We start from the raw sequence: 20528 nt of genomic DNA, 5'->3' as shown, positions 1-20528 counted from the left end.
GATTTAACGATTTAAAAATTGCGCCCCGGGGTAATGCTCCGGGGCTTTATTTATTCAAGCCCTTTTGAAGAAATTACTTTTGTGTTTATTCCATATAAATAGAAAGCAACTTTAGCCTTATTTCTGGTTTTTTTATCATCAGATATAAAATAATCACAAAACGACGAATAATAAGTATGGCTTGAATCCCATAGCCTAGCATAGTTTGATTTTGGACTGTATTTATCTTTCCAATAACCTATCATGTCTAAAAGCTCAAAAAGACCACTTATTTTATTATGAAGTCCAAAATCTTCATTTTGTGGATGTAATTCAATTGCCTTTTCTATAAGTTCAACCATTGTCATGCCACCGAACAAATCTTTTTTACTATTAATATGATTTACTACCTCTACAGCACTATAATTATTTAACTCTTTTGAATTAATTCCTAATTGATCTCTAAATAATTGTTTTTGTTCTTCGTTAATTGTGTTAACGATGGATTTCATAGATGTTTGCGCAAAGCTAATTTCTGTTACATCATTATAAACGGTTTGCGGATTTTGGATAAGATGATAAATTTTCTTTGTTTTTATCTCGTGATGTAAATAGTTGTTATCTGTGATGTTTGAAATACTGTTAAATCTTTTGATCAAATTCTCCGTCTTTTCGTTATCTAATCCAGTTATTTCATTAGCCTCTTGCAAATGTGCAGAAGAGTAGAAGAACATTTTTATTGTTGAATCTACGTTTTCTAAAAGCATTTCTTTTGTTAAGGTATTTTGTTCAAAATCAATAATTATATTGTTATCAATATATGCTTTCATATTTATGAGGATATTGGATTTAATAAATTTACTAATTTAAATGATTTTCCAATACCTTTATCATTCAAACACTACACTATGAACCTTAAAGTTATTGCGTTTGACGCTGACGATACCCTGTTTATAAACGAGCCTTATTTTGAGGAAACCGAGAAAGCCTTTTGCGTACTGATGGAAGACTACCTGAGCCATCAGGGCATTAGCCAGGAGGTGTTCCGCATACAGATTAAAAACCTGCCGCTGTATGGCTATGGTATTAAAAGCTATATTTTGAGCATGATTGAAACGGCCATTACCATAAGTAACGGCACCATAAGCAATAAGCATATTACCAAAATTCTGGACCTGGGTAAAACACTGCTTCAAAAACCTATTGAGCTGATTGACGGGGTTGAGGAAACCCTGGCGGCGCTTCACGGTACGTATAAATTAGTAGTGGCTACCAAGGGCGACCTGAAAGACCAACAGCGCAAACTGCACGACAGCGGGCTTGGGCCGTATTTTCACCACATAGAGGTTATGGCCGAAAAAGAGCCGCTTAACTATGAAAAGATGCTGAAACGCCTGGAAATTGAACCGCATGAGTTTATGATGATAGGCAATTCGCTTAAAAGCGATGTACTGCCGGTGCTGGAAATTGGCGGTTATGCCTGCCATATTCCGTTTCACACCACATGGGCGCACGAGCGTATAGACCATGAGGTGGTACACCACAACTTTAAAGCGTTTAAGGATATAAGGGAAGTTTTGAGTTTGTTTCAGGTTTAGCTTCGCTCCGTTCGCCTTCGGCTCGGGTAAAGTTTCAGGTTTAACCACCCCGCCCTACGGGCACCCCTCCGGAGGAGGGGAATGCTCACTCATGTGAAAATCCGTGTAAATACGCGCTCGGTATGACGACCCCGGACGTTGTCCGGGGCTAATGTGCGCGACCCCTTCAGGGTCGGAGGCCTGAAAACTGTGACTGCGACTGAAAACTTTAAAAGCAACCCTCAACAAAATGCAACCTACCTTTTTTGAAAACCAAAACGATTTCCGCCAATGGCTGGACAACAACCACGAAACCGAAACCGAGCTGCTGGTGGGGTTTTATAAAACCGGCAGCGGCAAACCCAGCATGACCTGGCCGCAAAGTGTAGACCAGGCGCTGTGTTATGGCTGGATAGACGGCGTGAGGCGGTCGCTTGGCGCGGAGGCGTACAGTATTCGCTTTACACCCCGGAAGGCGGGTAGCATTTGGAGCGCGATTAACATCGACAAGATGGAAAATCTTATTGAACAGGGATTGGTTACCCCTGCCGGGCGGGCGGCCTATGCTAAACGCACAGAAGCCAAAAGCCGCGTTTACAGCCACGAACGCACCGAAGACGCCGTATTGCCTTCCGAGATGGAAAAAGCGTTTAAATCGCATAAAAATGCGTGGGAATTTTTTACCACACAGGCGCCATCCTACCAAAAAGTAATACTGCACTGGATTACTACCGCCAAGCAGGAAAAGACCCGCCAAAGCCGTTTTGAAAAAGTGCTGGAAGCCAGTAAGGCGGGCAGGAGGGTGGAGTAGGTTGTGGGTTTCGGGTTGGGAGTTGTGTGTTTCGTGAGAAATAACTTTAAAAACAACCCTTAACTCCCAACCCCCAACATTTTTTTACTATATTTGGGATAAACCAATTAATTATTACCAGTATGAAAAAGCCAATCAGAGTATTAGCAGCGGTAGCTGTTGCAGTTGGGTTTGCGTTTGCAGTGCCTAATGTTAAGACAAAAAAACAGGTAACGGTGGTGCTTGATGCTGCCCATGGGGGTAAGGATTTCGGTTCTCAGCGTGCGGGTTTCATTGAGAAAGAAATTGCTGCCGCAGTGAGCGATAAAATTCAGGAGCTGAACCAGGATGTTGAGGTAGTGTTCTATGAAACCCGCCCCAATGATAGTTTTGTATCGCTTGGTGACCGGGTTAAAATTACAAATGATATTAAGCCCGACCTGATGATTAGCCTTCATACTAATTTTACTGCCAAAGGCGATAAGAGCGGCGTTGAAGTGTTTTTTAACGATGTTAATGATAATGCAGACAAGTCTAAACAATATGCCGATAAGCTTGCTGAGGCCTTTATCGCAAAACAGTACAAAGCTGAGGTAAAGAGGGCGCCGTTTTATGTGTTGAAATACAGCCAGGTGCCAGCCATTATGTTAGAAATGGGCTACCTGAGCAGTGAGGATGACAGGAAATACCTTACTACGGAAGACGGGCAGGAAGCTATTGCCGAAACGGTTGTTGAATTTGTTAAGCAGCTTAAATAATGCCACAAAAACAAGATTACGGCAACCACGTGCGCTACTATCCGCCGCACCACTTTGTGTTTTACCCGGTAATGATGTGTGCCATAAGTTTTTGCGTGTCGCAGGTATTTATAAGCAATCCGGAACATAAACTGCTGTGGATTGTGGCGGCCTTTGGGTTTGTATGCCTTACCTGGCTGGCCTGGATGCTGCGCCAGCATTATGCGCTGGTGCTGCAAAACCGCATTGTGGTGCTTGAGCTGCGCTACCGCTACCTTGCCATAACCGGCGAACGCTTTGAGCCGCTTGAAGCGCTGCTTAGCGACGGGCAACTGTATGCCCTGCGTTTTGCCCCCGATGAGGAGCTGCCGCAACTTGCCCAAAAAGCCGTAACCGAAAAATTAGCCCCCGATGAAATTAAGCGACAGGTTAAAAACTGGAAAGCGGATTTGAGGAGGGTGTAAAATTTAGAATAGCAAAAAATGCCTCACAGGATTTTTAAATCCTGTGGGGCATTTTTTGTAACCTGAAACTTTGAACCTGAAACAAAAACGAATTTCAAACTCCAAAAGTGAAATATTAAGCATAAAAAAGCGGTACACCACATAAAAAATGGTGTACCGCAATGCGTCCACGTTCGGAACCTGAATGTAGATTCTTACCTATGGTCGCGACACTTAAACGTCATAATCATCCCAGTAAAAACGGCTGTTGGTGCGGTTATAGTTGCTATGGTCGCTACTAATATAGTCGGCACCCCAGCGTTCTTCTTCGCTGTAATTATCAGTAAATGAATATGATGTGTTTTTATGCGAGGCATTTTTAGCCTCATCCAGCTTACGGTTGTAAGAGCTTTCGTCTTCGTTAAACGTCTTGCTGTCAGGGTTTTTGCTGTACATCCGGCTGCGGTTTGCACGGCTTGGTGCATCGTGGCCTATGTTTCGGTTTTTATCGTTTGAGTTCATGGTATATAGCTTTAAGTGAGGAGGTTAATATTCCGTTTTCCTTTTGCTGAGGTCGCCTTCCTGTATCTTTGCCGCTGTTTTAGTGGCCGAAGTTTTTCGTGCAGCACCTTTCTTTGCCTCTGATAATGCGGCTTTTAGCCCTTCAGTGCTCTTGGTGCTTTTGGTCAGGTCTTTATCGGCAGATACTTTAGGTGCGGGTGTTTGGTTTTTATCTTTGGTGCTCATATCAATCGTTTTAGTATTTTTATAAAGGTCTGAAAATCAAAAGATAATTGCGTAAACAATTAACATTCCTTTGTTCGGAAATGTATTTCAGGAGTTTGTAAGGTATTGATATTTATTGTGTTATGGTTGTTGTGAAGTGTAGATAAGCCAATATTTAACAAACAATTTGCGCTGTAAACGCCTGTTTTACGGCTAAAACTGCTTATATTAGTGAGGCATTAACAGGGCAGTACTGACAAGTTATCCTGTAAAATGCCTAAAGCATTGAAAATAAACCAAAAACTTACCTAAATGGCTTCAAAAAACTGGGTGTTAGACCCTGCCCACTCTGAGATACATTTTAAGATACGCCACCTTGTAATCAGCACAATAACAGGCTCTTTCAGGGTTTTTAACGGCACAATGACCACACCGCAACACGATGATTTTGCCAATGCGGCTTTCGACCTTAAAATTGATGTGTACAGCATTGATACCAATAACGAACAAAGGGACGAACACCTTAAGTCGGCCGACTTTTTTGAGGCCGATACTTACCCGGATATTTTGTTTAAATCATCTGATTTTAAACATATTGAAGGGGATAAGCATGAGTTGACAGGTGCGCTTACCATAAAAGGTATAACCAAAAATATAACGCTGGAGGTGCTGTTTGGCGGCGAGGCTAAAGATGGTTTTGGCGTAAACCGTGCCGGTTTTGAGATAACCGGGGTTATTAACCGCAACGACTTCAACATTCATGCAGCCGATGTTACCGAAGCCGGCGGCCTGGTGCTGGGCGAGGAGATTAAGCTATATGCTAACATACAGTTTACCAATGAGGTAGAGTAGGTGTTGCTTTTGAAAATACTATTTACCTAAGTGCGTATTTCCACGCACTTTTTTATTTTCCGGATGGCCGGCAGGGTAACGGTCTTCTTCGGTATCGCTGTTAAAGTCCCTGTTTTCAGCGGTTTCCATGTCTTCAGACTCATTTTTTGTGCCGCGGCTTTTGCTTACTACCTCGCCGTCGTTACGGGTGGTGTGGCCCTCATTACTGTCTACAGGCGGTGCCTTTTTTTCATCGGTATCGCGGGCGCGCTGTTCTGTAACTGCTTTGCCATCAGTACGTTTGTCTAACTCAGTCTTAAGCTTATCAGCCGAAGGGTCGTAATTTTTAGGCAGATTCTCTCCACTAAAGCCTTCATTTACATCGCTTTGCTTTTGCTGGTTGTTTATCTTTTTGCTTCCTAAGTCTTTTGGGTCATCGTTTTGCTGGCTCATAATCAATAGTTTAGTTATTTATAATTAACCACATAGCTGTAATGCGACTGCACAATTTCGTTAATGGTGGCTTTAAGCGAGGTTTCAAGCCCGTCATAACCCTCTTTAAGTGTACCGTCAGGCTTGTAATAGTTTGGCAGTTTGTATGTTAGCAGCACGTCGTTATCGCCATAAATATCACTAACCACAAATTTTAATGTGTAGCTGCTTTGCGTAAAACTGATTACCAAGCTATAGCGAATTTTGTTTTCCACCGTTTCGCCCGTATTCTGGTAACGGAAAGCGTTCTTTTTAAACGCGCTGATTGTTATGCTGTTAGCTGTAACATCACTGGCGGTGTAGCCCCCGTCTTTACGGGTAAAAGCCTGTGCCCATGCCTTTGTAATGTCTATAAAACGCTCGGGTAGCATGGCGGGCATGGCTGTTTCAAACGGCTCAATACCACGGTTAGAAACCTGTGCTTCAGCCGGTTGTGCCCTCATAGAGATGGCAGAAACAAGACAGGTTATTACGGCTAACCATTTCATTGTCAGGCTTTTTTTAGGGCTTTTTCAAATTCTTCCTGAATACGCCCGTTAGAAACCAAAAACGGTTTTTTATCTATGGTAACGGTAATGTCATCACCTTCAATACTATAGCGGCCTTCAAAACTGCCAAGGGGTGTGCTGCCTTCAAAAGAGCCCTGCTGCTCGTTGCCGTTAAGTTGGCCTTTATCGCCCACTGTGCTGCGTAACTTATTGAGTAGCGATGTTTTATCGCCCGGATATTTTAGTGTAAACTGACTGCTCATAATCTTAAAATTTTAGGTATATGTAAATTTATTGAATAAATAACCCGTGCCGTGTTTAGTATATGTTAAACACAGGCGTATAAATGTTATAATTCCTTAAAATTGAAGATATGAGTTTACTTAACCCTAAAGGTTTTTGTGCTGTAATCAAAAACTACCGATTCTCCCTCAAACAGGTTGTCAAATGCTTTCTTTTCAATGAGTTGTGTGGGTATTCCCTGTGCAATAGCCTCTTTTTTCATGATGATAATTTCATCGCTGAGCTGTAGCGCCAGGTCAAGGTCGTGGGTGCTGTACAGTATGCATTTGTCCTGTTCAAGTGCCAGTTTTTTAAGCAGTTGCAGCAGCGATGCTTTGTTGGGCAGGTCAAGGTGGGTGGTAGGCTCATCGAGAACTATCAGGGGTGTATCCTGAGCCAGGGCGCGGGCTATGAGCGCTTTCTGGAGCTGGCCGTCGCTGAGCTCGTAGTGTTTTTTATGCGCAAGATATTCAATATCGGTAGCCTGCAATGCATTGCTAACAATAGCTTTGTCTTCTGCCGAAAGGCTGCCCAGCCAGTTGGTATAGGGTTGGCGGCCAAGGGCTACAAGGTCATATACGGTAAGGTTGCCGGGGGGCAGGGCCTCGGTAAGTACAAGGGCAAGCTGTTGCGCAAGTTGAGGCGGGGTGTACTGGTTAACAGGCTGGTTGTTAAGTAAAACGCTGCCTGAAAGCGGTGCCTGGATGCCGGTAAGCGTGCGCAGCAGGCTACTTTTACCAATGCCGTTTGCACCGATAAGTGCGGTTAAGCTGCCCGCTTTTAGCTGTATATCAATATTTTCGGCAATGATAATGGATTCCTTTTTGGCTTTATAGCCAATGCCCAGGAGTTGAGCCGAAAGTATTGTTTTGCGTTCCATTAGCTAAAAATTCCTTTCTTTTTACTGATTAACAGGCTTATAACCACCGGTGCACCAATTAATGATGTTATGGCGTTTACAGGGAGTACAAACGCGCTGCCCGGCAGTTGGGTAAAGGTATCGCACAGCAGCATAAGCGCAGCGCCAATTAATAACGTGCCCGTAAACAGTATTTTATGGCTGCCGGTTTTAAAAAGCAGCTTGGCCATGTGCGGTACTACAAGGCCTACAAAGGCTATGGGCCCCACAAATGCCGTAACGCAGCCCGTAAGCAGGCTGGTGGCCAAAATAAGCACTATGCGGGTACGGTTAAGGTTTACGCCCAGGCTTTTGGCATAGCGTTCGCCAAGCAGCAGGGCATCAAGAGGTTTTATGCACAGTATGGCAAGGCTGAGGCCAATGAGTAATACAAGCCCTAAGATTATGATATTATCCCACGGCAGGTTGCCCAGGCTGCCCAATGCCCAAAACGTGTATTTCTGAAGCTTTTCAGCTGAACTGAAGTAAGTAAGTACTCCCACTATAGCCCCGGTAAAGCTGCTGAACATGAGGCCCACAATTAAAATAGCCATGGTATCGCGCAGGCGCTGTGCCACGGCCAATACGGCTAATAATACTAAAAAGCTGCCTGCTGTTGCGGCAATTACCACACCGTAAGCCGATGTAAAAAACACCCCTAAAGCCGCAGGCAGCAATGCCGACCCCAGTATTACAAACGCTACACCCAGGCTGGCGCCGCTGCTGAGCCCCAAAACATCGGGGCCGGCAAGTGGGTTTCTAAACAGTGTTTGCATGAGCAGCCCGCCTATAGAAAGACCTATGCCTGCAAGCAAGGCGGTTATGGCTTTGGGCAGGCGGTAATCAAGTATTATGTATTCCCAGGAGGTTTTGGCAGGGGCGCCGCCGGTAAGGGTTTTAAATACATCGCCTAACGGGATGCTTATGGCACCAAAACTCAAATCAACCAGAAACAGCGCTACAAGGGCAATGCCCAGCGCTGCAAAAAGGCTGATATGTAAGCGGGTTTGTTGCACTATTTTAGCTTTTCAAAAAATTGTAGCTTATGGTTGGGTAATAATTCCGGGTGTAAGATACTCACTAAATCCTTAAGTACCAGATCAGGGCGGTTTGGGGCGAGCTCATAAAACAGCAGGCCGCCGGTTTTGCCTGTTTTTACGCTGAAGCTGTATACCTGTTTGTTTTTAAACGCCTTAAACTGCGCATAATGTGGGTTGGCATCAATCATTTCTTTAAGCGATGTAAACTGGCTTGGGCCAATCCAGAAATCAGCATTCTGGGCTTTTTCCAATACTACTTCATACGACAGGTTCAGGCTGCCGGTATCGTTAGTATCGGCCCACAGGTAGTTGGCCCCTGCATCTTTTAAAAACAGGGCTGCCCAGCTGCCACCACCCGGCATAAGCCACTGGTCGTTAAGCATGGCACCTGCCATAATAGTGGGTTTATTAGCAACATTTTGCGCCAGCTTAAGTGCATCGTTATAATCTTTTTCAATCTTGGAAAAAGCCGCATCTGCTTTATCCTGAAGGCCGTAGAGCTCGCCAAAAAACTTAATCCATTCGGCTTTGCCAAGCGGCGATTGCTCTGTCCAGTCGCCGTTAAACAGCACTTTAATGCCCGATTGCTCAAGTGCGGTAAGCGTTTTATTGGTACTGTTTATGGCAAACGCCACCACAGCATCGGGCTGTAGGTCGAGCACCACCTCGGTATTCAGGTTTTCGTTGGCACCGGCCTCTTTAACCTTTCCGGAATCAATTAGTGCCCTTGTTTTTTCAGATGATACCCACTGCGTGCCGGGAAAGCCCACGAGTGTGTTTTCTACCCCCAGCATTTCAAGCGAAGGTATGTGTGTGGTACTGGTGGCTATAATTGATTTTATGGGTACGTTTAGGGTTGTAAAGCCTTTAAGGCTATCGGGCACCATGGCGCCTTTTTGCTGTAATACATAGGTATAGCTTTGGGTAGCCTCGGGCCAGGGGCGGGTAACTTTTACCACGCTGTAGCCGTTGTAGCGGTATATTTCAAGGCCGCTGGCGTGGGTTACCACATTTTGGGTTTTGGTAGTGGCAACGGTTGTTTTTTGGGTGTCGCTTTTACAACCCGTGATTACGAAAATCGAAATAAAAAGCAGGGAAATGATATTCTTCATAAAAAATATTCAGTAAATGCAAATGTATAAATTAAAATTGTAGGCAAAAATGTTATATTTGCCGCACTTAAGGTTGTGATAATAAACCTATCACATTAAAAGGGAATCAGGTATAAAGAAGCCTGAGCTGTTCCCGCAACTGTACGCTTATTCCGCCACGGCGGAAGGCTGTTGTTACCTGCGCCACTGTATACACGGGAAGGCAAACAACAGTACGCAAGCCAGGAGACCTGCCTTGGGGTAAACAAACATGCAGCCTTCGGGAAAAAAGGCTAACCGTTATGAGGCTTAACATTTTCATACCGCTTTTTTTATTGCTGCTGTGCCAAAACCTATTGGCGCAACAGGATACTATTATCCTTGACCGGGTACTGATATCGGACACGCAGCTGCGCGATTACAGCCACACGCAATCGGTTCAAAACCTTAACGATTCGGTCATTACCCGTAACGCGCCGTCTTTAACCAGCCTGCTGCAATACAATGCCGTAATTTACTTTAAGGAAAACGGGCCAGGCATGGTGTCGTCGCCGTCTTTCAGAGGTACTACCGCACAGCAAACCGCGGTAATATGGAACGGCATTAACATCAACTCGCAGTTTAACGGGCAAACCGATTTCAATACCCTTAATGCACGTGATTTCAGTACGGTTTCTGTCCGCGCCGGTGGGGGAAGCGTTATTTACGGCAGCAGCGCAATTGGCGGCAGTATACACCTTGACAGCCCGCTGGGTTTCGGGCAGCGTTTTGATAATGAGTTCAGGGCAGACTATGGTAGTTTTGCTACCTATGCCGCCAACTACAAAATGCAGGCCTCGACAGATGATTTGAGCGCCAACATAAGCATAAGCCACAACAGCAGCGATAACGATTTTAAATATCCCGGGTATAACCTGTATAACGATAACGGCCAATACCACAACACCAGCCTTAACGCGGCTTTTGCCTACAAGCTGAATGAGAAGAACATACTGCGGTTTTACGGCTATGTATTTGGCGGGCAAAGGCATTTTAGCCGCACGCTGGCAGCGCCTTCACGCAGTATGTATGATGATTTTAATACCCGCACCCTTGTGGAGTGGATGGGTAATTACAATCGTTTTACATCGCGACTTAAAGCCGCCTACCTTGAGGAAAACTACAAGTATTTTGAAAATCATGCGTCTGATTTATACACTCATGGTAAAGTCCAGACGTTTATTGGGCGCTATGATGCCGCTTATCAGGTAACCGATGGCATAAAAATAAACGCCATTGCCGATTATACCCAAAACAAGGGCGATGGTTCTGATATTGTAGATAAGAAGAGGGATATTTTTTCGGGGAGTGTGTTGTTTTCGCACCATGTGAACGATGTTTTTCAGTATGAAGCCGGTGTGCGCAAGGAAATAACCAGCGCTTACGAGAGCCCTGTGTTGTTTTCGGGCGGGGTAACAGTAAAGGTTGCCAGCTGGTATAGCGTTAAGGTAAACGGTTCGCGAAACTTCCGTATGCCCACGTTTAATGATTTATACTGGCCGGGCAGCGGCAACCCCAACCTGAGCCCCGAAACGTCTTACCAGGCCGAACTGGGCAACGTGTTTACCCACAATAATTTTACGGCAACTGTTACGGGTTATTACATCAGGATGCAGGATATGCTGCGCTGGGTGCCGGGAGCGGGAGGGTTTTGGCGTCCTGAAAATGTAGACCGGGCCAAGAACTATGGGGCTGAAGCCCTTATAAACTGGCAGAAAGATTTTGGCAGACATACTGTAGGCTTTTCCGGTACGTATGCCTATACCGTTTCCCGCCGCGATGGTAGCGCCAGCCAGCTTATTTATGTGCCAAAACATAAGGCAACGGCAAGCGTGTCTTATGCTTACGGGCGTTTTTCGGCATACTACCGCCACCTGTTTAACGGGCTGGTGTATACTACCGCTAACAATGGCAGCGAGCTCGACCCCTATAATGTTTCGGGCATTGGGGCAGAATATACCTTTAATTTTTGCAAAGGCCTTAGCCTGGGCGCACAGGTAAACAACCTGTATGAAGAAGAGTATATGGCTGTGGCCGTAAGGCCCATGCCGGGGCGCAACTACAACTTATACCTGAATTTTAAATTTTAAATACTTAAATACGAAAACTATATGAAACTTAACAAACTATTACTAACAGCTATTGCAGGAGGCTTCTTTTTTGTTTCTTGTAATAATGATGATGATGCAACTCCAGATACACCACGAGGTGCTTATGACAATGGCTTTTTTGTGCTAAACCAGGGTAATTTTGGTATGGGTAATGCATCGATATCATTTATTTCTGATGCTATGCAGGTTGAGAATAATATTTTTGCGACTAACAATAATAACGCTATACTGGGCGATACCGGACAGGATATAGGCTTTCATGATGATAAGGCTTACATAGTGCTTAATGGTTCTAACAGGATTGAAATTGTTAATCGCTACTCATTTGAGCATATCACTACTATAGAAGAGGAGCTTGTAAATCCACGTTATATAGCTTTTTATGAAAACAAGGCTTATGTTACCAACTGGGGTGATGGCTCAAATACAGAAGATGATTTTGTGGCTGTTATAGATCTTGCTACTAATACTGTAACGTCTAAAATATCTGTAATAGAAGGGCCTGAGCGTATTGTTGAAGAAAACAATAAGCTATATGTATCGCACATGGGAGGCTATGGCTATGGTAGCACAGTATCTGTAATTAACCCGTCTACAGGCGCGGTACAAACATCTATAACAACAGGTGGCCTGCCTGGTTTTATAGAGGAAGAAGATAATAAGCTGTATATACTAAGCGAAGGTTTCCCTATATGGTCAGGTACCGAAACTCCGGGCAAGCTTCAGGTTGTAAATGCATCTAATCATACAGTTACTGCTACATTTGATTTTACCGGTATACAGCACCCAAGCAACCTGATTGTAGAAGATGATTACATTTATTATACTATTGATAATAAGGTATACCGCATGGCTATTAATGCTACCGCATTGCCTACAGAGCCGTTGTTTACTGCAGAGGGTGGTTTCCCTTATGGTATTTCTGCACTTGAAATTGAAAATGGTTCGTTTTACATTGCAGATGAGGGCAATTTTATAGCTAACGGCACTGTTTATGTTTACAGCATGCAGGGTGCTTTGCAGCATACCTTTTCAGCAGGTTTAGGTCCGGTAGGGCTTTATGATAACGACTAAACAAACCAGTCATCAGTCAATTATAAAAGAAAAGCCCTGTAGTGTTATGCTACGGGGCTTTTTGATTTTGAGTAAAATATGAAAATTCAGTAATAATGTACTGTCCTTAAAACAAATGCAGCTGATGGGCCAGGCGCACATAAAACGGTTCGGCTTTTTCGGGGCGCTCTTCCTCGGTATATTTAACGGTAAATGCAGAGCGTACCAGCAGTATTGCGGCACTCATACAAATAAGTATAATGCCCATGTGCAGCGCCTCGGCACCTATAGTGTTTGTAGTATCAATTCCCGGCGCACTGTAGCCTCCTGCCAGGTTATATCCTGATACTCCCATCAGGATAACAATCGGAATCAGCATTAATAGTCTCATAGCATTCTTGTTTACAGCAAATTACGCCTATAAAACTGTTAAATATTCTTAACGGGCTGATAATCATGCGTTAATTTTTATCCTGAAATATTTAACAGCCTTAACACGTTAGTATAATAACCCCGCCGTAATATTTTGTAACTTTAGCCTATGAACCTGAATGAGTATAAAAAATTAAATGAGGAAGAACAGTATGATGTGCTTTGGGGCCGCGGCGTTTTAATTGACGCCTGCCTGGAGGGCTCTACCAAAAAACTGTTGTATGCCCTTGATAATTTTTATGTAGAGCTTTGGTTTCATACCATTACCAATAAAGTGCTGTGGAAACTGAGCTTTAAGCAGGGAAAACTGCTGGAGAAATACCTTGATAAATACACCCCGCTGTTTTCTAAAATGTTATCGTAGTGGTAAAAATCCGTACAGGACACCTTTATTGATTATCTTTATAAGTATAAGGATTTGATAATGGATTTACACACTCTCATACAAAAAGTAATGCCGTCTTTTACTACAGTTGAATCTGAAGTATATGCATTGCGTTTTGAAAATCCGCACAAAACCCCAAAACAGCTTGCTGAGTTGTACCTGAAGAAAACCCGCCGCAAGTATACATCTATAGGCGTGGCAACGGCATTGCCGGGCGTCATACCCGGTTTGGGCACGGCTGCACAGATAGCCATTGAAGCCGGTGCGGTTTCGGCTGATGTGTTGTTTATGCTGCGCTGGATGGCATCGCTTTGTTATGGTACGGCACTTATTTATGGGCGCGACATAAAAGACACTTTTGAAGATGACTTTACGGTAGTGCTGGGCATTTGGGCCGGTGTGGTTGAGGCTGAAAAAGCCGGTGCAGCACGTGGCGAAAGAATATCGGTCAACCATTTTGACAAACACGTTACTGATAGAATTCGCAACCGCATGAACCAGAAAATAGGGCGCAAGCTTATAACCAAGTACGGCTCTAAAAGGGGAGGTGTGGCACTGGGCACGCTTATTCCGTTTGGGGTGGGGGCTGTTGTGGGCGGTACGTTTAACTACTTTACCATAGACCGTTTTGGCAAAGCTGCGATAGACTATTTTGGCAGCGACAAAAACTATATTGTAACCGGATGAAGCAAAGCGCCGGTATATTGCTGTACAGGTTGATGGGTGGTGCACCTGAATTTTTCCTGGTGCACCCCGGCGGGCCGTTTTTCGCAAAGAAAAACGAAGGCTGGTGGACGATACCCAAAGGCGAACCGGCAGAGGACGAGGCATTGCTTGCTACTGCTATTCGCGAATTTGAGGAAGAAACAGGCTACACACCACAAGAACCTTTTACTGAACTTGAACCTATAACCCAAAAGGGTGGTAAAAAAGTGTTTGCCTGGGCGTGTATGGGTAACCTTGAGGCCGGTGCCATAATCAGTAATACATTTGAAATGGCCTGGCCACCAAAGTCAGGTAAAACGGGTGTTTTTCCGGAAGTGGATAAAGCAGGGTGGTTTGGCCTTGAAGAAGCTAAAACGCTAATAAATGAACGGCAGGCAGCGTTTTTAGACGAACTTGCCGTACTACTTAAAAAATAGATGGGTTTTCCATTTCGACTGAAGCGAAGCGCAATGGAGAAATCTTTTTAGAGCGATTTCTCGACTTCACTGCGTTACGCTCGAAATGGAAAACCCTTTCCGGGTTGTTAGCGCTTTTAAGCTTCGCTAACATTCCCGGTTTCTATATACTCTTTAAAAGCGGCAATGTCTTTCTTCAGCATTTTTTCAAACACAGGGGTAAGCAGCTTACCGGCTACCTGGCCCGGCTTGCCCAGCGGCGCGTGATACGACAGGGTTACCTCAATATCAGTAGAATCTGCCCCTGTGCGGGTAAAGCGCACCTTGCCGGCATTGTCTATAGCGGCGCCCGGCAGTGAGTGCCAGCTCAGCAGCTTGTTGGGCTCGTCCATCAATATTTCGGCGGTCCAGCTCATGGTGGCACCTAAACCTGCTGGTATTTTGGCTTTCCACTCACTTTTATTAGCGTCCGTTTCGGTAACGCTCTCAATATGCGACAGGAATTTAGGCAGGCTTTCCAGGTTGCGCCATGCAGCATATACTTCTGCCACGGGCTTATCAATACTAAGTGATGTAGTGATGCTAATGTTGCTGCCTTTCAGCAGGCCTGAACGGTCTACGGCATCATAAGCAGGACAGTAGCCACTCACGCCCCTAAACAACATGGTTCCGGCGGCAATGCCCTCGGCTACTTTGCGCTTGTCGTTTTTCTTGAGCACCCTGTATAATAAGTAGGCCCCGGCGGCTATCATTACAATGCGTTCGGTTTTGCTTACATTAACCCTAAGCCCGGGCACAATGCTTTTCTTTTGTTTGTGCAGGTAGCTGTCAGCTTCCTGGGGGTTAGATACTGATGCATAACGGTTTGGGTCGGTGCCCGATGCATCATATTTAGAGAAGTTCCTCTTTTCATTAGTTTCTGTTACAGATGCCATAGCGTATTAGTTTTTGGTTGAATACCTTAAAAGTACGCAGTTATATACAGGCAATGTTGTAACAAAGTGGTAAAGTGTTCTTAATGAAGTATTAAATGAAAAAGCAATGATATGCGTGCATTGCAGTTGTTAAATTTTAAGCTAAAATTAGCGTAGCGTCATAAAGTAATGGTAATTAAGTTTGTTTTCTGAAAATTTCGTATTCAAGGGGGTAATTTTGGTATAAATTCAAAATGGGATTAACAATATAAAATACTGCGCTATGAAAAAGTTATTATTACTCCTGCTTGTTACTGCGCCTGTTATGGCACAGCACGGTTTTAAAATGGAAAACGGAAATGTAGTATGGGAGCGTTTTTACAGCATACCCCAAAATGATATAAAAGCAATGGTTTCGGCCAATGAGCAACTGTCGCTGTCTTCAGCCGAAGAGGCTACTTATACAGGTAGGGGAGCCGAAGTTCAAAACACCTGCTCATCGGGCAGTACACTAATGAAATGCCCTGTAGACTTTACGTTTACCATAATGACGGTGGCCGATGGCTATTTTGTAAGGGTGGAAAACTTTATGTTTCTTGAAAAATATGGCCCTATGCAAATGCGCACTGTGCCCACCGGGCTGGGCAAACACTATGTGGAGCGCGGCAAGATTCGCACTACCGATAAAGCCAATACTGAACTGGCCTGTGTAGACAGCTTTTTAAGCGGTGTGTTTTCGGGTGGGGGAGCTAATACCGCACTGACCGCCAACTAAAACGTGTGCGTATATTCTTATTATAAATATTGCGAATATGGAAAATTGGAGATAGTTTTGCAGCTGTTTTTTGAGTATAATGTATTGAACATGGCTTTTTGTTGAGAAGTTAGTTGGTGCTATAAAGGATGTTTATCATCAGATAGAAACAAACAATCTGTAAACCCACAAAATGCGTATATGAATATACATCTTTGTACTGTAAATAACAACTAACAAATTAACGCCCCCAATTAACCATGAAAACAATTGTATTATTCTTACTGTGCACACTTCCTGCTTTAGCCCAGGATGGTTTCAGGACTGAAAAAGGTAAAATAGTATGGGAACATACTTTTACCGAAAACGTACCCAACCTTGAGTCGCTAATCACGGCGCAGGAAAAAATGAAGCTGGTATCTGAAGAAGAATCACTTTACACAGGTAAAGCCGAAGCTATAAAAAGTACTATTGACGTTAACAGCGTGCGCCTTGCCAGCGATGCCAACTTTGATTTTACCATTACTAAAGTGGCCGGTGGCTATAAAGTAAGGGTTACCAACTATGTGTTTCTTGAAAAATATGGCCCTATGCAACTGCGCATTATACCTAACTCTTTAGATAAATACTACCTTGAGTATGGCAAAATACGTAACTCTGATAAAACCAAAACCGACCTTGGTTATGTTGATGGTTACCTTACAGGTTTGTTCCTGTCGCAAATAGTTACCGCACAAGGCCCTGCGCTTACTGCCAAATAAAATAACAACCCCATATATATTCAAAAATCCCGGACTCTTTACTGTAAAGGTTCCGGGATTTTTACGTTATAAAAAAAACAAAATCCCGGGTGGCACTACCCACCCCGGGATTTTAGCAACAACAAATAACTATTCTACCCTGTTAGCCAGTTTTATAAATTCGGCTTTATACCCTTCGTCATCGTTTTTAAGGCCCTCTTTAGCCAGGTGCAGTATGTGCTGGGTGGCCGTATCGGGCACCAGCTTGCTGCCCCTTAGCTTTAAGCCAAACCACGCCACGGCAGACGCAAACTTAAAGTCAGCCGAGGCCTTGGCCATTGGTACCGCCTTGTTTTGTGCTACTTCGGTCATTTCCAAGCTTACATCGCCATCAGGCTTCTTGTAGCGGAATTTTATGGTGGCCAGTTCTGATGTGTAATTGTTATACACGGTGTTGGCATGGGTGTATTTCAGTTCTGCTTCGGGGGTAAAGTAAGGGCTGCTTACCCCGGCCGGAATAATTTCATACAGGGCGGTAACGGTGTGGCCGCTGCCCAGTTCGCCGGCATCTACAGCATCGTTTTCAAAATCTTCATCGCGCAGCTTGCGGTTTTCATAGCCTATAAGCCTGTACGACTGTACCAGCATGGGGTTAAACTCAATTTGTATCTTTACATCCTTGGCAATGGTATACATAGAGCTGTTAAACCCGGTGCCTAAAAAGCGTTCGCCTTCGTCTTCGGTATCTATATAGGCATAATTGCCGTTGCCGCTATCGGCCAGGGTTTCAAGTTTACTGTCTTTAAAGTTGCCCATGCCATAGCCCAGGCAGGTAAGGAACACGCCGCTTTTACGCTTTTCCTCAATCAGGGTTTTCATGTCGCCGTCAGAAGACGGGCCCACATTAAAATCGCCATCGGTAGCCAGTATTACACGGTTGTTGCCACCTTCAATAAAATTGTCTTCGGCGGTTTCATAAGCCAGCTTAATGCCGTCTCCGCCTGCGGTGGTACCATCGGCCACCAGCTTATCAAGCGTAGCCAGGATGGTTTCTTTATCAAAGCCTGATGTAGACGGCAGCAGCTCCTCGGCCGCGCCCGAATATACCACAATGGCAATACGGTCTTTGCCGCGCATTTTGTTAACCAGCACCCTTAAATTCTTTTTAAGCAGGGGCAGCTTGTTAGCATCGGCCATAGAGCCTGAAACATCTATAAGGAACACAAAGTTGCTGGCAGGCAGTTCGCGTTTTTTCATTTCCTTGCCCTTAAGTCCTATTTTAAGCAGCTTGTGCTGCGGGTTCCACGGGCAGTCGCTATACTCGGTATTGATAGAAAAAGGGTTGTCGCCTTTGGGCTGCGGATAGTTGTATTTGAAGAAATTAATCATTTCTTCAATGCGCACGGCATCTTTAGGTACCATTTGCCCGTTGTTTAAAAACCGGCGTATGTTAGTGTAAGACGCATTGTCTACATCTATGCTAAAGGTAGAAAGCGGTGTGGCAGATGCGTTTTCAAACCTGTTTTCTTCAAACGGGTTGTAGCTTTCGTTGTTGTCTACCGGTATTTTTTGCGATGCATCAAACGTGTTAAGGTCCTTATCGCTGATGCGGTATTTTTCAACCAGCTCTTTAAACTCTTTCTTTTTGGTGCCGCTCAGCTTTTTGGTTTTGATAACAATGGCGCCGTTTACCGCCTTGCCACCGTATATTTTAATGGCATCTATATCATCTATTATTTTGTATGACTTAACGTAAGACGGCTCCATTTTGTCTATAATCTCGCTGCGCACGGCCACGCCGTCTATAATATACAGGGGTTCGCCGTTGGTATCTATACCGCCCAGCCCGCCGGGTGAGTATGCAGCCTCGCTTTCAAATTCTTCATCGGGCATACCATCGCTATCAGTATCATAGGTGCTGTATCCTGCATTAGGGCTAACTTTAGCATCCCTTTTTGTTTGCGATATCTTTTTAAGTTCAAGCCCGCGTATGTTGCCGGTATTACTACGCCCTCTTATAGTGCCGTAGCCTATCACAACCACTTCTTTAAGCGACTGGTTGTCTTCTTCCAGAAGTATAGAAAGGTCGTGCTTATCGCCCAGGGTTATTGTTACGGTTTTATAACCCAGGTAACTGATTTCAAGTACCTGGCCTTTATCAGCCTCAATACTGAATTTACCATCTGCATCAGTAATAACACCGGTTGCTGTGCCTTTCAGTATAATGGCTACACCGGGTAATGGCATCCCGTCTGAAGCGGCAATTACTGTGCCCGTATACACATCTGCCACAACCTTTTGTTTTGCCTTGGCTTCTATTTCACGGTCCTGTTCGGTATAGTTTTTAACGGTGTTGCGTGCAAAATAACCCTGGCTGTCTACACTTACATTGTTGGTTGCCTTAGCGCTGTTAAAGGCACTGTTGTTAAGGCTGTTTGCCGTAGGGGCAGGGGCTGTAAAGGCAGTTTCGGCGGCGGGCGCTGCTTTTTCTGTAACCTTGTCGGTTGCCGTTCCTATCCTGTCATCCTGCGCCTCTAAAGTACGCCCTTTTGACTCATAACGTTCTTTAGCCCTGGCCGGTTCAGTCCATGTAACGGCATTGGCGGCCGAGGTTATACTGTCTTTAGCAATATTGATTTTACGTTCGGCCGGTTTTTGTGTTACCACCACGCTGCTTTCGGTTTCAGTTTGCGGGGCTGTGGGCTTAAAGGTTTCTTCTACTTTAACAGAGTCTATAACGGTTATGCTGCTATCTGTAGCGGCAGGTACTTTAGTTTCTTTTTCTACATTATTAACCAGCATAAAGCCTATGGTCATAAACAGCAGGAATATGGCCGCCATGCCGGTATACTTCCAGTAGTTGGCTATCTGGCGCTGGCGTTTGTGGTCCAGTTTGTCCTGCACGCGGTTCCACACCGCATCCATGCGGCCAAAGGGCTGCTCTTCGGCGCGGCGGGCGGCCTTTTCAAACTGTTTGTATATTTTATCGTTATTTTCCATGACTGCTCTTCTCGTTGAGGTAATAAATGTTGTTTACCAGTTCTTTCAGTTTTGTGCGGGAGGCGTTTAATTGTGATTTTGAGGTCCCTTCACTAATATTGAGCATGGCGGCGATTTCTTTATGGCTAAAGCCTTCTATGGCAAAAAGGTTAAATACGGTTTTGCAGCCTTCGGGCAGGTAGTCCAGCAGCTTGAGCAGGTCTTCTTCCTCCAGGCCGGCGCTTTCGGTAAGCGAGGGCTCCTGGCTGCGGCCCATATCTTCTATGTATATGTTGAAGTTTATATTGCGCTTAAGGCTGAGCAGGCAGCGGTTAACCGCAATTTTACGGCACCAGGCCTCAAAAGCCTTTGTTTCTTTTAGCTGGTCGAGCTTGGTAAAAATGGTATAGAAGGCATCGGCCATGGCCTCTTCTATCATTTCCTCGCTCTTTAAGTACCTTTTGCAGGTTTGATACAGCCGGGGCGCAAGATATTCATACACCCGGCGCTGGGCGTCGCGGTGCTGTTTTTTGCAGGCTGCTATGAGTTGTTCGTCTATCACAATAACGGCTCTTTGTTATATAGATTAGCAAAAGGGGGAAAAGGTTGGATGTGCGTTGAAAAAA

Annotated in this window: 25 protein-coding genes and 1 riboswitch; of the genes, 12 read left to right on the top strand and 13 right to left on the bottom strand. The window is 44.6% G+C overall.

What is annotated here, in order from left to right; all coding sequences use genetic code 11:
* Window positions 1–50: 50 nt before the first annotated feature.
* Window positions 51–809 carry a hypothetical protein gene (locus AM279_RS09610; protein ID WP_054407751.1) on the bottom strand — a complete coding sequence of 253 codons (759 nt, stop codon included), beginning with the start codon at window positions 807–809 and terminating at the stop codon, window positions 51–53.
* Between the two features lie 78 nt (window positions 810–887).
* On the opposite strand from AM279_RS09610, the gene AM279_RS09605 reads away from it, so the two are divergent.
* The 4 genes from AM279_RS09605 (at window position 888) to AM279_RS09590 (ending at window position 3547) form a co-directional block, all read left to right on the top strand.
* Window positions 888–1577 (top strand): HAD family hydrolase, encoded by a 690-nt coding sequence (locus tag AM279_RS09605; RefSeq protein ID WP_054407750.1) that lies wholly within the window; start codon window positions 888–890, stop codon window positions 1575–1577.
* 229 nt (window positions 1578–1806) lie between these two features.
* Window positions 1807–2367: a YdeI/OmpD-associated family protein gene (locus AM279_RS09600; protein ID WP_054407749.1), complete on the top strand. Its 561-nt coding sequence runs from the start codon at window positions 1807–1809 to the stop codon at window positions 2365–2367.
* A 122-nt stretch (window positions 2368–2489) separates the two neighbouring features.
* Complete coding sequence (locus AM279_RS09595; protein ID WP_054407748.1) at window positions 2490–3104, top strand: N-acetylmuramoyl-L-alanine amidase family protein; 615 nt, start codon at window positions 2490–2492, stop codon at window positions 3102–3104.
* A complete protein-coding gene (locus AM279_RS09590) occupies window positions 3104–3547 on the top strand; it encodes a DUF6526 family protein (protein WP_054407747.1) in 444 nt (147 codons plus the stop codon). Before AM279_RS09595 ends, AM279_RS09590 begins: the two co-directional genes overlap by 1 nt.
* Before the next feature lie 213 nt (window positions 3548–3760).
* Here the strand turns inward: AM279_RS09590 and AM279_RS09585 are convergent, their stop codons facing one another.
* A complete protein-coding gene (locus tag AM279_RS09585) occupies window positions 3761–4048 on the bottom strand; it encodes a hypothetical protein (RefSeq protein WP_054407746.1) in 288 nt (95 codons plus the stop codon).
* A 24-nt stretch (window positions 4049–4072) separates the two neighbouring features.
* Window positions 4073–4273 (bottom strand): hypothetical protein, encoded by a 201-nt coding sequence (locus AM279_RS09580; RefSeq protein ID WP_054407745.1) that lies wholly within the window; start codon window positions 4271–4273, stop codon window positions 4073–4075.
* A 291-nt stretch (window positions 4274–4564) separates the two neighbouring features.
* Between AM279_RS09580 and AM279_RS09575 the strand changes: the two genes are divergently transcribed.
* A complete protein-coding gene (locus tag AM279_RS09575; RefSeq protein WP_054407744.1) occupies window positions 4565–5104 on the top strand; it encodes a YceI family protein in 540 nt (179 codons plus the stop codon).
* Window positions 5105–5122: 18 nt separating this feature from the next.
* Here AM279_RS09575 and AM279_RS09570 read toward each other — a convergent pair whose 3' ends face one another.
* The 6 genes from AM279_RS09570 to AM279_RS09545 form a co-directional block, all read right to left on the bottom strand.
* The gene (locus AM279_RS09570; protein WP_054407743.1) at window positions 5123–5536 is read right to left on the bottom strand and encodes a hypothetical protein; all 414 of its coding nucleotides are present in this window, start codon (window positions 5534–5536) and stop codon (window positions 5123–5125) included.
* Between the two features lie 14 nt (window positions 5537–5550).
* A complete protein-coding gene (locus AM279_RS09565) occupies window positions 5551–6063 on the bottom strand; it encodes a hypothetical protein (protein WP_054407742.1) in 513 nt (170 codons plus the stop codon).
* Window positions 6064–6065: 2 nt separating this feature from the next.
* On the bottom strand, window positions 6066–6326 hold the full coding sequence (locus AM279_RS09560; RefSeq protein WP_054407741.1) for a hypothetical protein: 261 nt from the start codon (window positions 6324–6326) through the stop codon (window positions 6066–6068).
* Window positions 6327–6442: 116 nt separating this feature from the next.
* Window positions 6443–7225 carry an ABC transporter ATP-binding protein gene (locus AM279_RS09555; protein ID WP_054407740.1) on the bottom strand — a complete coding sequence of 261 codons (783 nt, stop codon included), beginning with the start codon at window positions 7223–7225 and terminating at the stop codon, window positions 6443–6445.
* Window positions 7225–8259, bottom strand: a complete 1035-nt coding sequence (locus AM279_RS09550) for an iron ABC transporter permease (RefSeq protein WP_054407739.1) — start codon at window positions 8257–8259, stop codon at window positions 7225–7227. The genes AM279_RS09555 and AM279_RS09550 overlap by 1 nt, the downstream gene beginning before the upstream one ends.
* On the bottom strand, window positions 8259–9395 hold the full coding sequence (locus AM279_RS09545) for an ABC transporter substrate-binding protein (protein ID WP_054407738.1): 1137 nt from the start codon (window positions 9393–9395) through the stop codon (window positions 8259–8261). Before AM279_RS09545 ends, AM279_RS09550 begins: the two co-directional genes overlap by 1 nt.
* Window positions 9396–9448: 53 nt before the next feature.
* Window positions 9449–9647: riboswitch (cobalamin riboswitch) on the top strand.
* Between the two features lie 29 nt (window positions 9648–9676).
* Here AM279_RS09545 and AM279_RS09540 point away from each other — a divergent pair.
* Both AM279_RS09540 and AM279_RS09535 read left to right on the top strand, forming a co-directional pair.
* Entirely contained in the window at window positions 9677–11503 is a 1827-nt protein-coding gene (locus AM279_RS09540; RefSeq protein WP_054407737.1) for a TonB-dependent receptor plug domain-containing protein, read from the top strand.
* Window positions 11504–11524: 21 nt separating this feature from the next.
* Window positions 11525–12598, top strand: a complete 1074-nt coding sequence (locus AM279_RS09535) for a YncE family protein (RefSeq protein WP_054407736.1) — start codon at window positions 11525–11527, stop codon at window positions 12596–12598.
* Between the two features lie 106 nt (window positions 12599–12704).
* Here the strand turns inward: AM279_RS09535 and AM279_RS09530 are convergent, their stop codons facing one another.
* On the bottom strand, window positions 12705–12968 hold the full coding sequence (locus tag AM279_RS09530) for a hypothetical protein (RefSeq protein ID WP_143090300.1): 264 nt from the start codon (window positions 12966–12968) through the stop codon (window positions 12705–12707).
* Window positions 12969–13118: 150 nt separating this feature from the next.
* Here AM279_RS09530 and AM279_RS09525 point away from each other — a divergent pair, with 150 nt between their 5' ends.
* The 3 genes from AM279_RS09525 to AM279_RS09515 are packed head-to-tail and all read left to right on the top strand — an operon-like array spanning window position 13119 to window position 14536.
* On the top strand, window positions 13119–13373 hold the full coding sequence (locus AM279_RS09525) for a hypothetical protein (protein WP_054407734.1): 255 nt from the start codon (window positions 13119–13121) through the stop codon (window positions 13371–13373).
* A 60-nt stretch (window positions 13374–13433) separates the two neighbouring features.
* A complete protein-coding gene (locus AM279_RS09520; protein ID WP_143090301.1) occupies window positions 13434–14081 on the top strand; it encodes an EcsC family protein in 648 nt (215 codons plus the stop codon).
* Entirely contained in the window at window positions 14078–14536 is a 459-nt protein-coding gene (locus tag AM279_RS09515) for an NUDIX domain-containing protein (protein WP_054407732.1), read from the top strand. Before AM279_RS09520 ends, AM279_RS09515 begins: the two co-directional genes overlap by 4 nt.
* A 116-nt stretch (window positions 14537–14652) precedes the next feature.
* Here AM279_RS09515 and AM279_RS09510 read toward each other — a convergent pair whose 3' ends face one another.
* Entirely contained in the window at window positions 14653–15450 is a 798-nt protein-coding gene (locus AM279_RS09510) for an SRPBCC family protein (RefSeq protein ID WP_082344210.1), read from the bottom strand.
* 262 nt (window positions 15451–15712) lie between these two features.
* Between AM279_RS09510 and AM279_RS09505 the strand changes: the two genes are divergently transcribed.
* Together AM279_RS09505 and AM279_RS09500 are read left to right on the top strand one after the other, a co-directional pair.
* Window positions 15713–16204 (top strand): hypothetical protein, encoded by a 492-nt coding sequence (locus AM279_RS09505; RefSeq protein WP_054407731.1) that lies wholly within the window; start codon window positions 15713–15715, stop codon window positions 16202–16204.
* A gap of 239 nt (window positions 16205–16443) precedes the next feature.
* Window positions 16444–16944, top strand: a complete 501-nt coding sequence (locus AM279_RS09500) for a hypothetical protein (protein WP_054407730.1) — start codon at window positions 16444–16446, stop codon at window positions 16942–16944.
* A gap of 129 nt (window positions 16945–17073) precedes the next feature.
* Here the strand turns inward: AM279_RS09500 and AM279_RS09495 are convergent, their stop codons facing one another.
* Both AM279_RS09495 and AM279_RS09490 read right to left on the bottom strand, forming a co-directional pair.
* The gene (locus AM279_RS09495) at window positions 17074–19923 is read right to left on the bottom strand and encodes a VWA domain-containing protein (RefSeq protein ID WP_316948661.1); all 2850 of its coding nucleotides are present in this window, start codon (window positions 19921–19923) and stop codon (window positions 17074–17076) included.
* Window positions 19913–20461 (bottom strand): RNA polymerase sigma factor, encoded by a 549-nt coding sequence (locus AM279_RS09490; protein ID WP_054410249.1) that lies wholly within the window; start codon window positions 20459–20461, stop codon window positions 19913–19915. The genes AM279_RS09495 and AM279_RS09490 overlap by 11 nt, the downstream gene beginning before the upstream one ends.
* Window positions 20462–20528 lie beyond the last annotated feature (67 nt).

The sequence above is a fragment of the Flavobacterium akiainvivens genome (assembly GCF_001278115.1).
GTDB lineage: Bacteria > Bacteroidota > Bacteroidia > Flavobacteriales > Flavobacteriaceae > Flavobacterium > Flavobacterium akiainvivens.
The sequence above is the reverse complement of the archived record's forward strand: the minus strand, read 5'-3'. Positions and strand labels throughout refer to the sequence as shown.

What these genes read in the sequence shown, in the direction of transcription:
- AM279_RS09610 (WP_054407751.1), bottom strand. Translation starts at nt 809, where the DNA reads ATGAAAGCATATATTGATAACAATATAATTATTGATTTTGAACAAAAT.
- AM279_RS09605 (WP_054407750.1), top strand. Translation starts at nt 888, where the DNA reads ATGAACCTTAAAGTTATTGCGTTTGACGCTGACGATACCCTGTTTATA.
- AM279_RS09600 (WP_054407749.1), top strand. Translation starts at nt 1,807, where the DNA reads ATGCAACCTACCTTTTTTGAAAACCAAAACGATTTCCGCCAATGGCTG.
- AM279_RS09595 (WP_054407748.1), top strand. Translation starts at nt 2,490, where the DNA reads ATGAAAAAGCCAATCAGAGTATTAGCAGCGGTAGCTGTTGCAGTTGGG.
- AM279_RS09590 (WP_054407747.1), top strand. Translation starts at nt 3,104, where the DNA reads ATGCCACAAAAACAAGATTACGGCAACCACGTGCGCTACTATCCGCCG.
- AM279_RS09585 (WP_054407746.1), bottom strand. Translation starts at nt 4,048, where the DNA reads ATGAACTCAAACGATAAAAACCGAAACATAGGCCACGATGCACCAAGC.
- AM279_RS09580 (WP_054407745.1), bottom strand. Translation starts at nt 4,273, where the DNA reads ATGAGCACCAAAGATAAAAACCAAACACCCGCACCTAAAGTATCTGCC.
- AM279_RS09575 (WP_054407744.1), top strand. Translation starts at nt 4,565, where the DNA reads ATGGCTTCAAAAAACTGGGTGTTAGACCCTGCCCACTCTGAGATACAT.
- AM279_RS09570 (WP_054407743.1), bottom strand. Translation starts at nt 5,536, where the DNA reads ATGAGCCAGCAAAACGATGACCCAAAAGACTTAGGAAGCAAAAAGATA.
- AM279_RS09565 (WP_054407742.1), bottom strand. Translation starts at nt 6,063, where the DNA reads ATGAAATGGTTAGCCGTAATAACCTGTCTTGTTTCTGCCATCTCTATG.
- AM279_RS09560 (WP_054407741.1), bottom strand. Translation starts at nt 6,326, where the DNA reads ATGAGCAGTCAGTTTACACTAAAATATCCGGGCGATAAAACATCGCTA.
- AM279_RS09555 (WP_054407740.1), bottom strand. Translation starts at nt 7,225, where the DNA reads ATGGAACGCAAAACAATACTTTCGGCTCAACTCCTGGGCATTGGCTAT.
- AM279_RS09545 (WP_054407738.1), bottom strand. Translation starts at nt 9,395, where the DNA reads ATGAAGAATATCATTTCCCTGCTTTTTATTTCGATTTTCGTAATCACG.
- AM279_RS09540 (WP_054407737.1), top strand. Translation starts at nt 9,677, where the DNA reads ATGAGGCTTAACATTTTCATACCGCTTTTTTTATTGCTGCTGTGCCAA.
- AM279_RS09535 (WP_054407736.1), top strand. Translation starts at nt 11,525, where the DNA reads ATGAAACTTAACAAACTATTACTAACAGCTATTGCAGGAGGCTTCTTT.
- AM279_RS09530 (WP_143090300.1), bottom strand. Translation starts at nt 12,968, where the DNA reads ATGAGACTATTAATGCTGATTCCGATTGTTATCCTGATGGGAGTATCA.
- AM279_RS09525 (WP_054407734.1), top strand. Translation starts at nt 13,119, where the DNA reads ATGAACCTGAATGAGTATAAAAAATTAAATGAGGAAGAACAGTATGAT.
- AM279_RS09520 (WP_143090301.1), top strand. Translation starts at nt 13,434, where the DNA reads ATGGATTTACACACTCTCATACAAAAAGTAATGCCGTCTTTTACTACA.
- AM279_RS09515 (WP_054407732.1), top strand. Translation starts at nt 14,078, where the DNA reads ATGAAGCAAAGCGCCGGTATATTGCTGTACAGGTTGATGGGTGGTGCA.
- AM279_RS09510 (WP_082344210.1), bottom strand. Translation starts at nt 15,450, where the DNA reads ATGGCATCTGTAACAGAAACTAATGAAAAGAGGAACTTCTCTAAATAT.
- AM279_RS09505 (WP_054407731.1), top strand. Translation starts at nt 15,713, where the DNA reads ATGAAAAAGTTATTATTACTCCTGCTTGTTACTGCGCCTGTTATGGCA.
- AM279_RS09500 (WP_054407730.1), top strand. Translation starts at nt 16,444, where the DNA reads ATGAAAACAATTGTATTATTCTTACTGTGCACACTTCCTGCTTTAGCC.
- AM279_RS09495 (WP_316948661.1), bottom strand. Translation starts at nt 19,923, where the DNA reads ATGGAAAATAACGATAAAATATACAAACAGTTTGAAAAGGCCGCCCGC.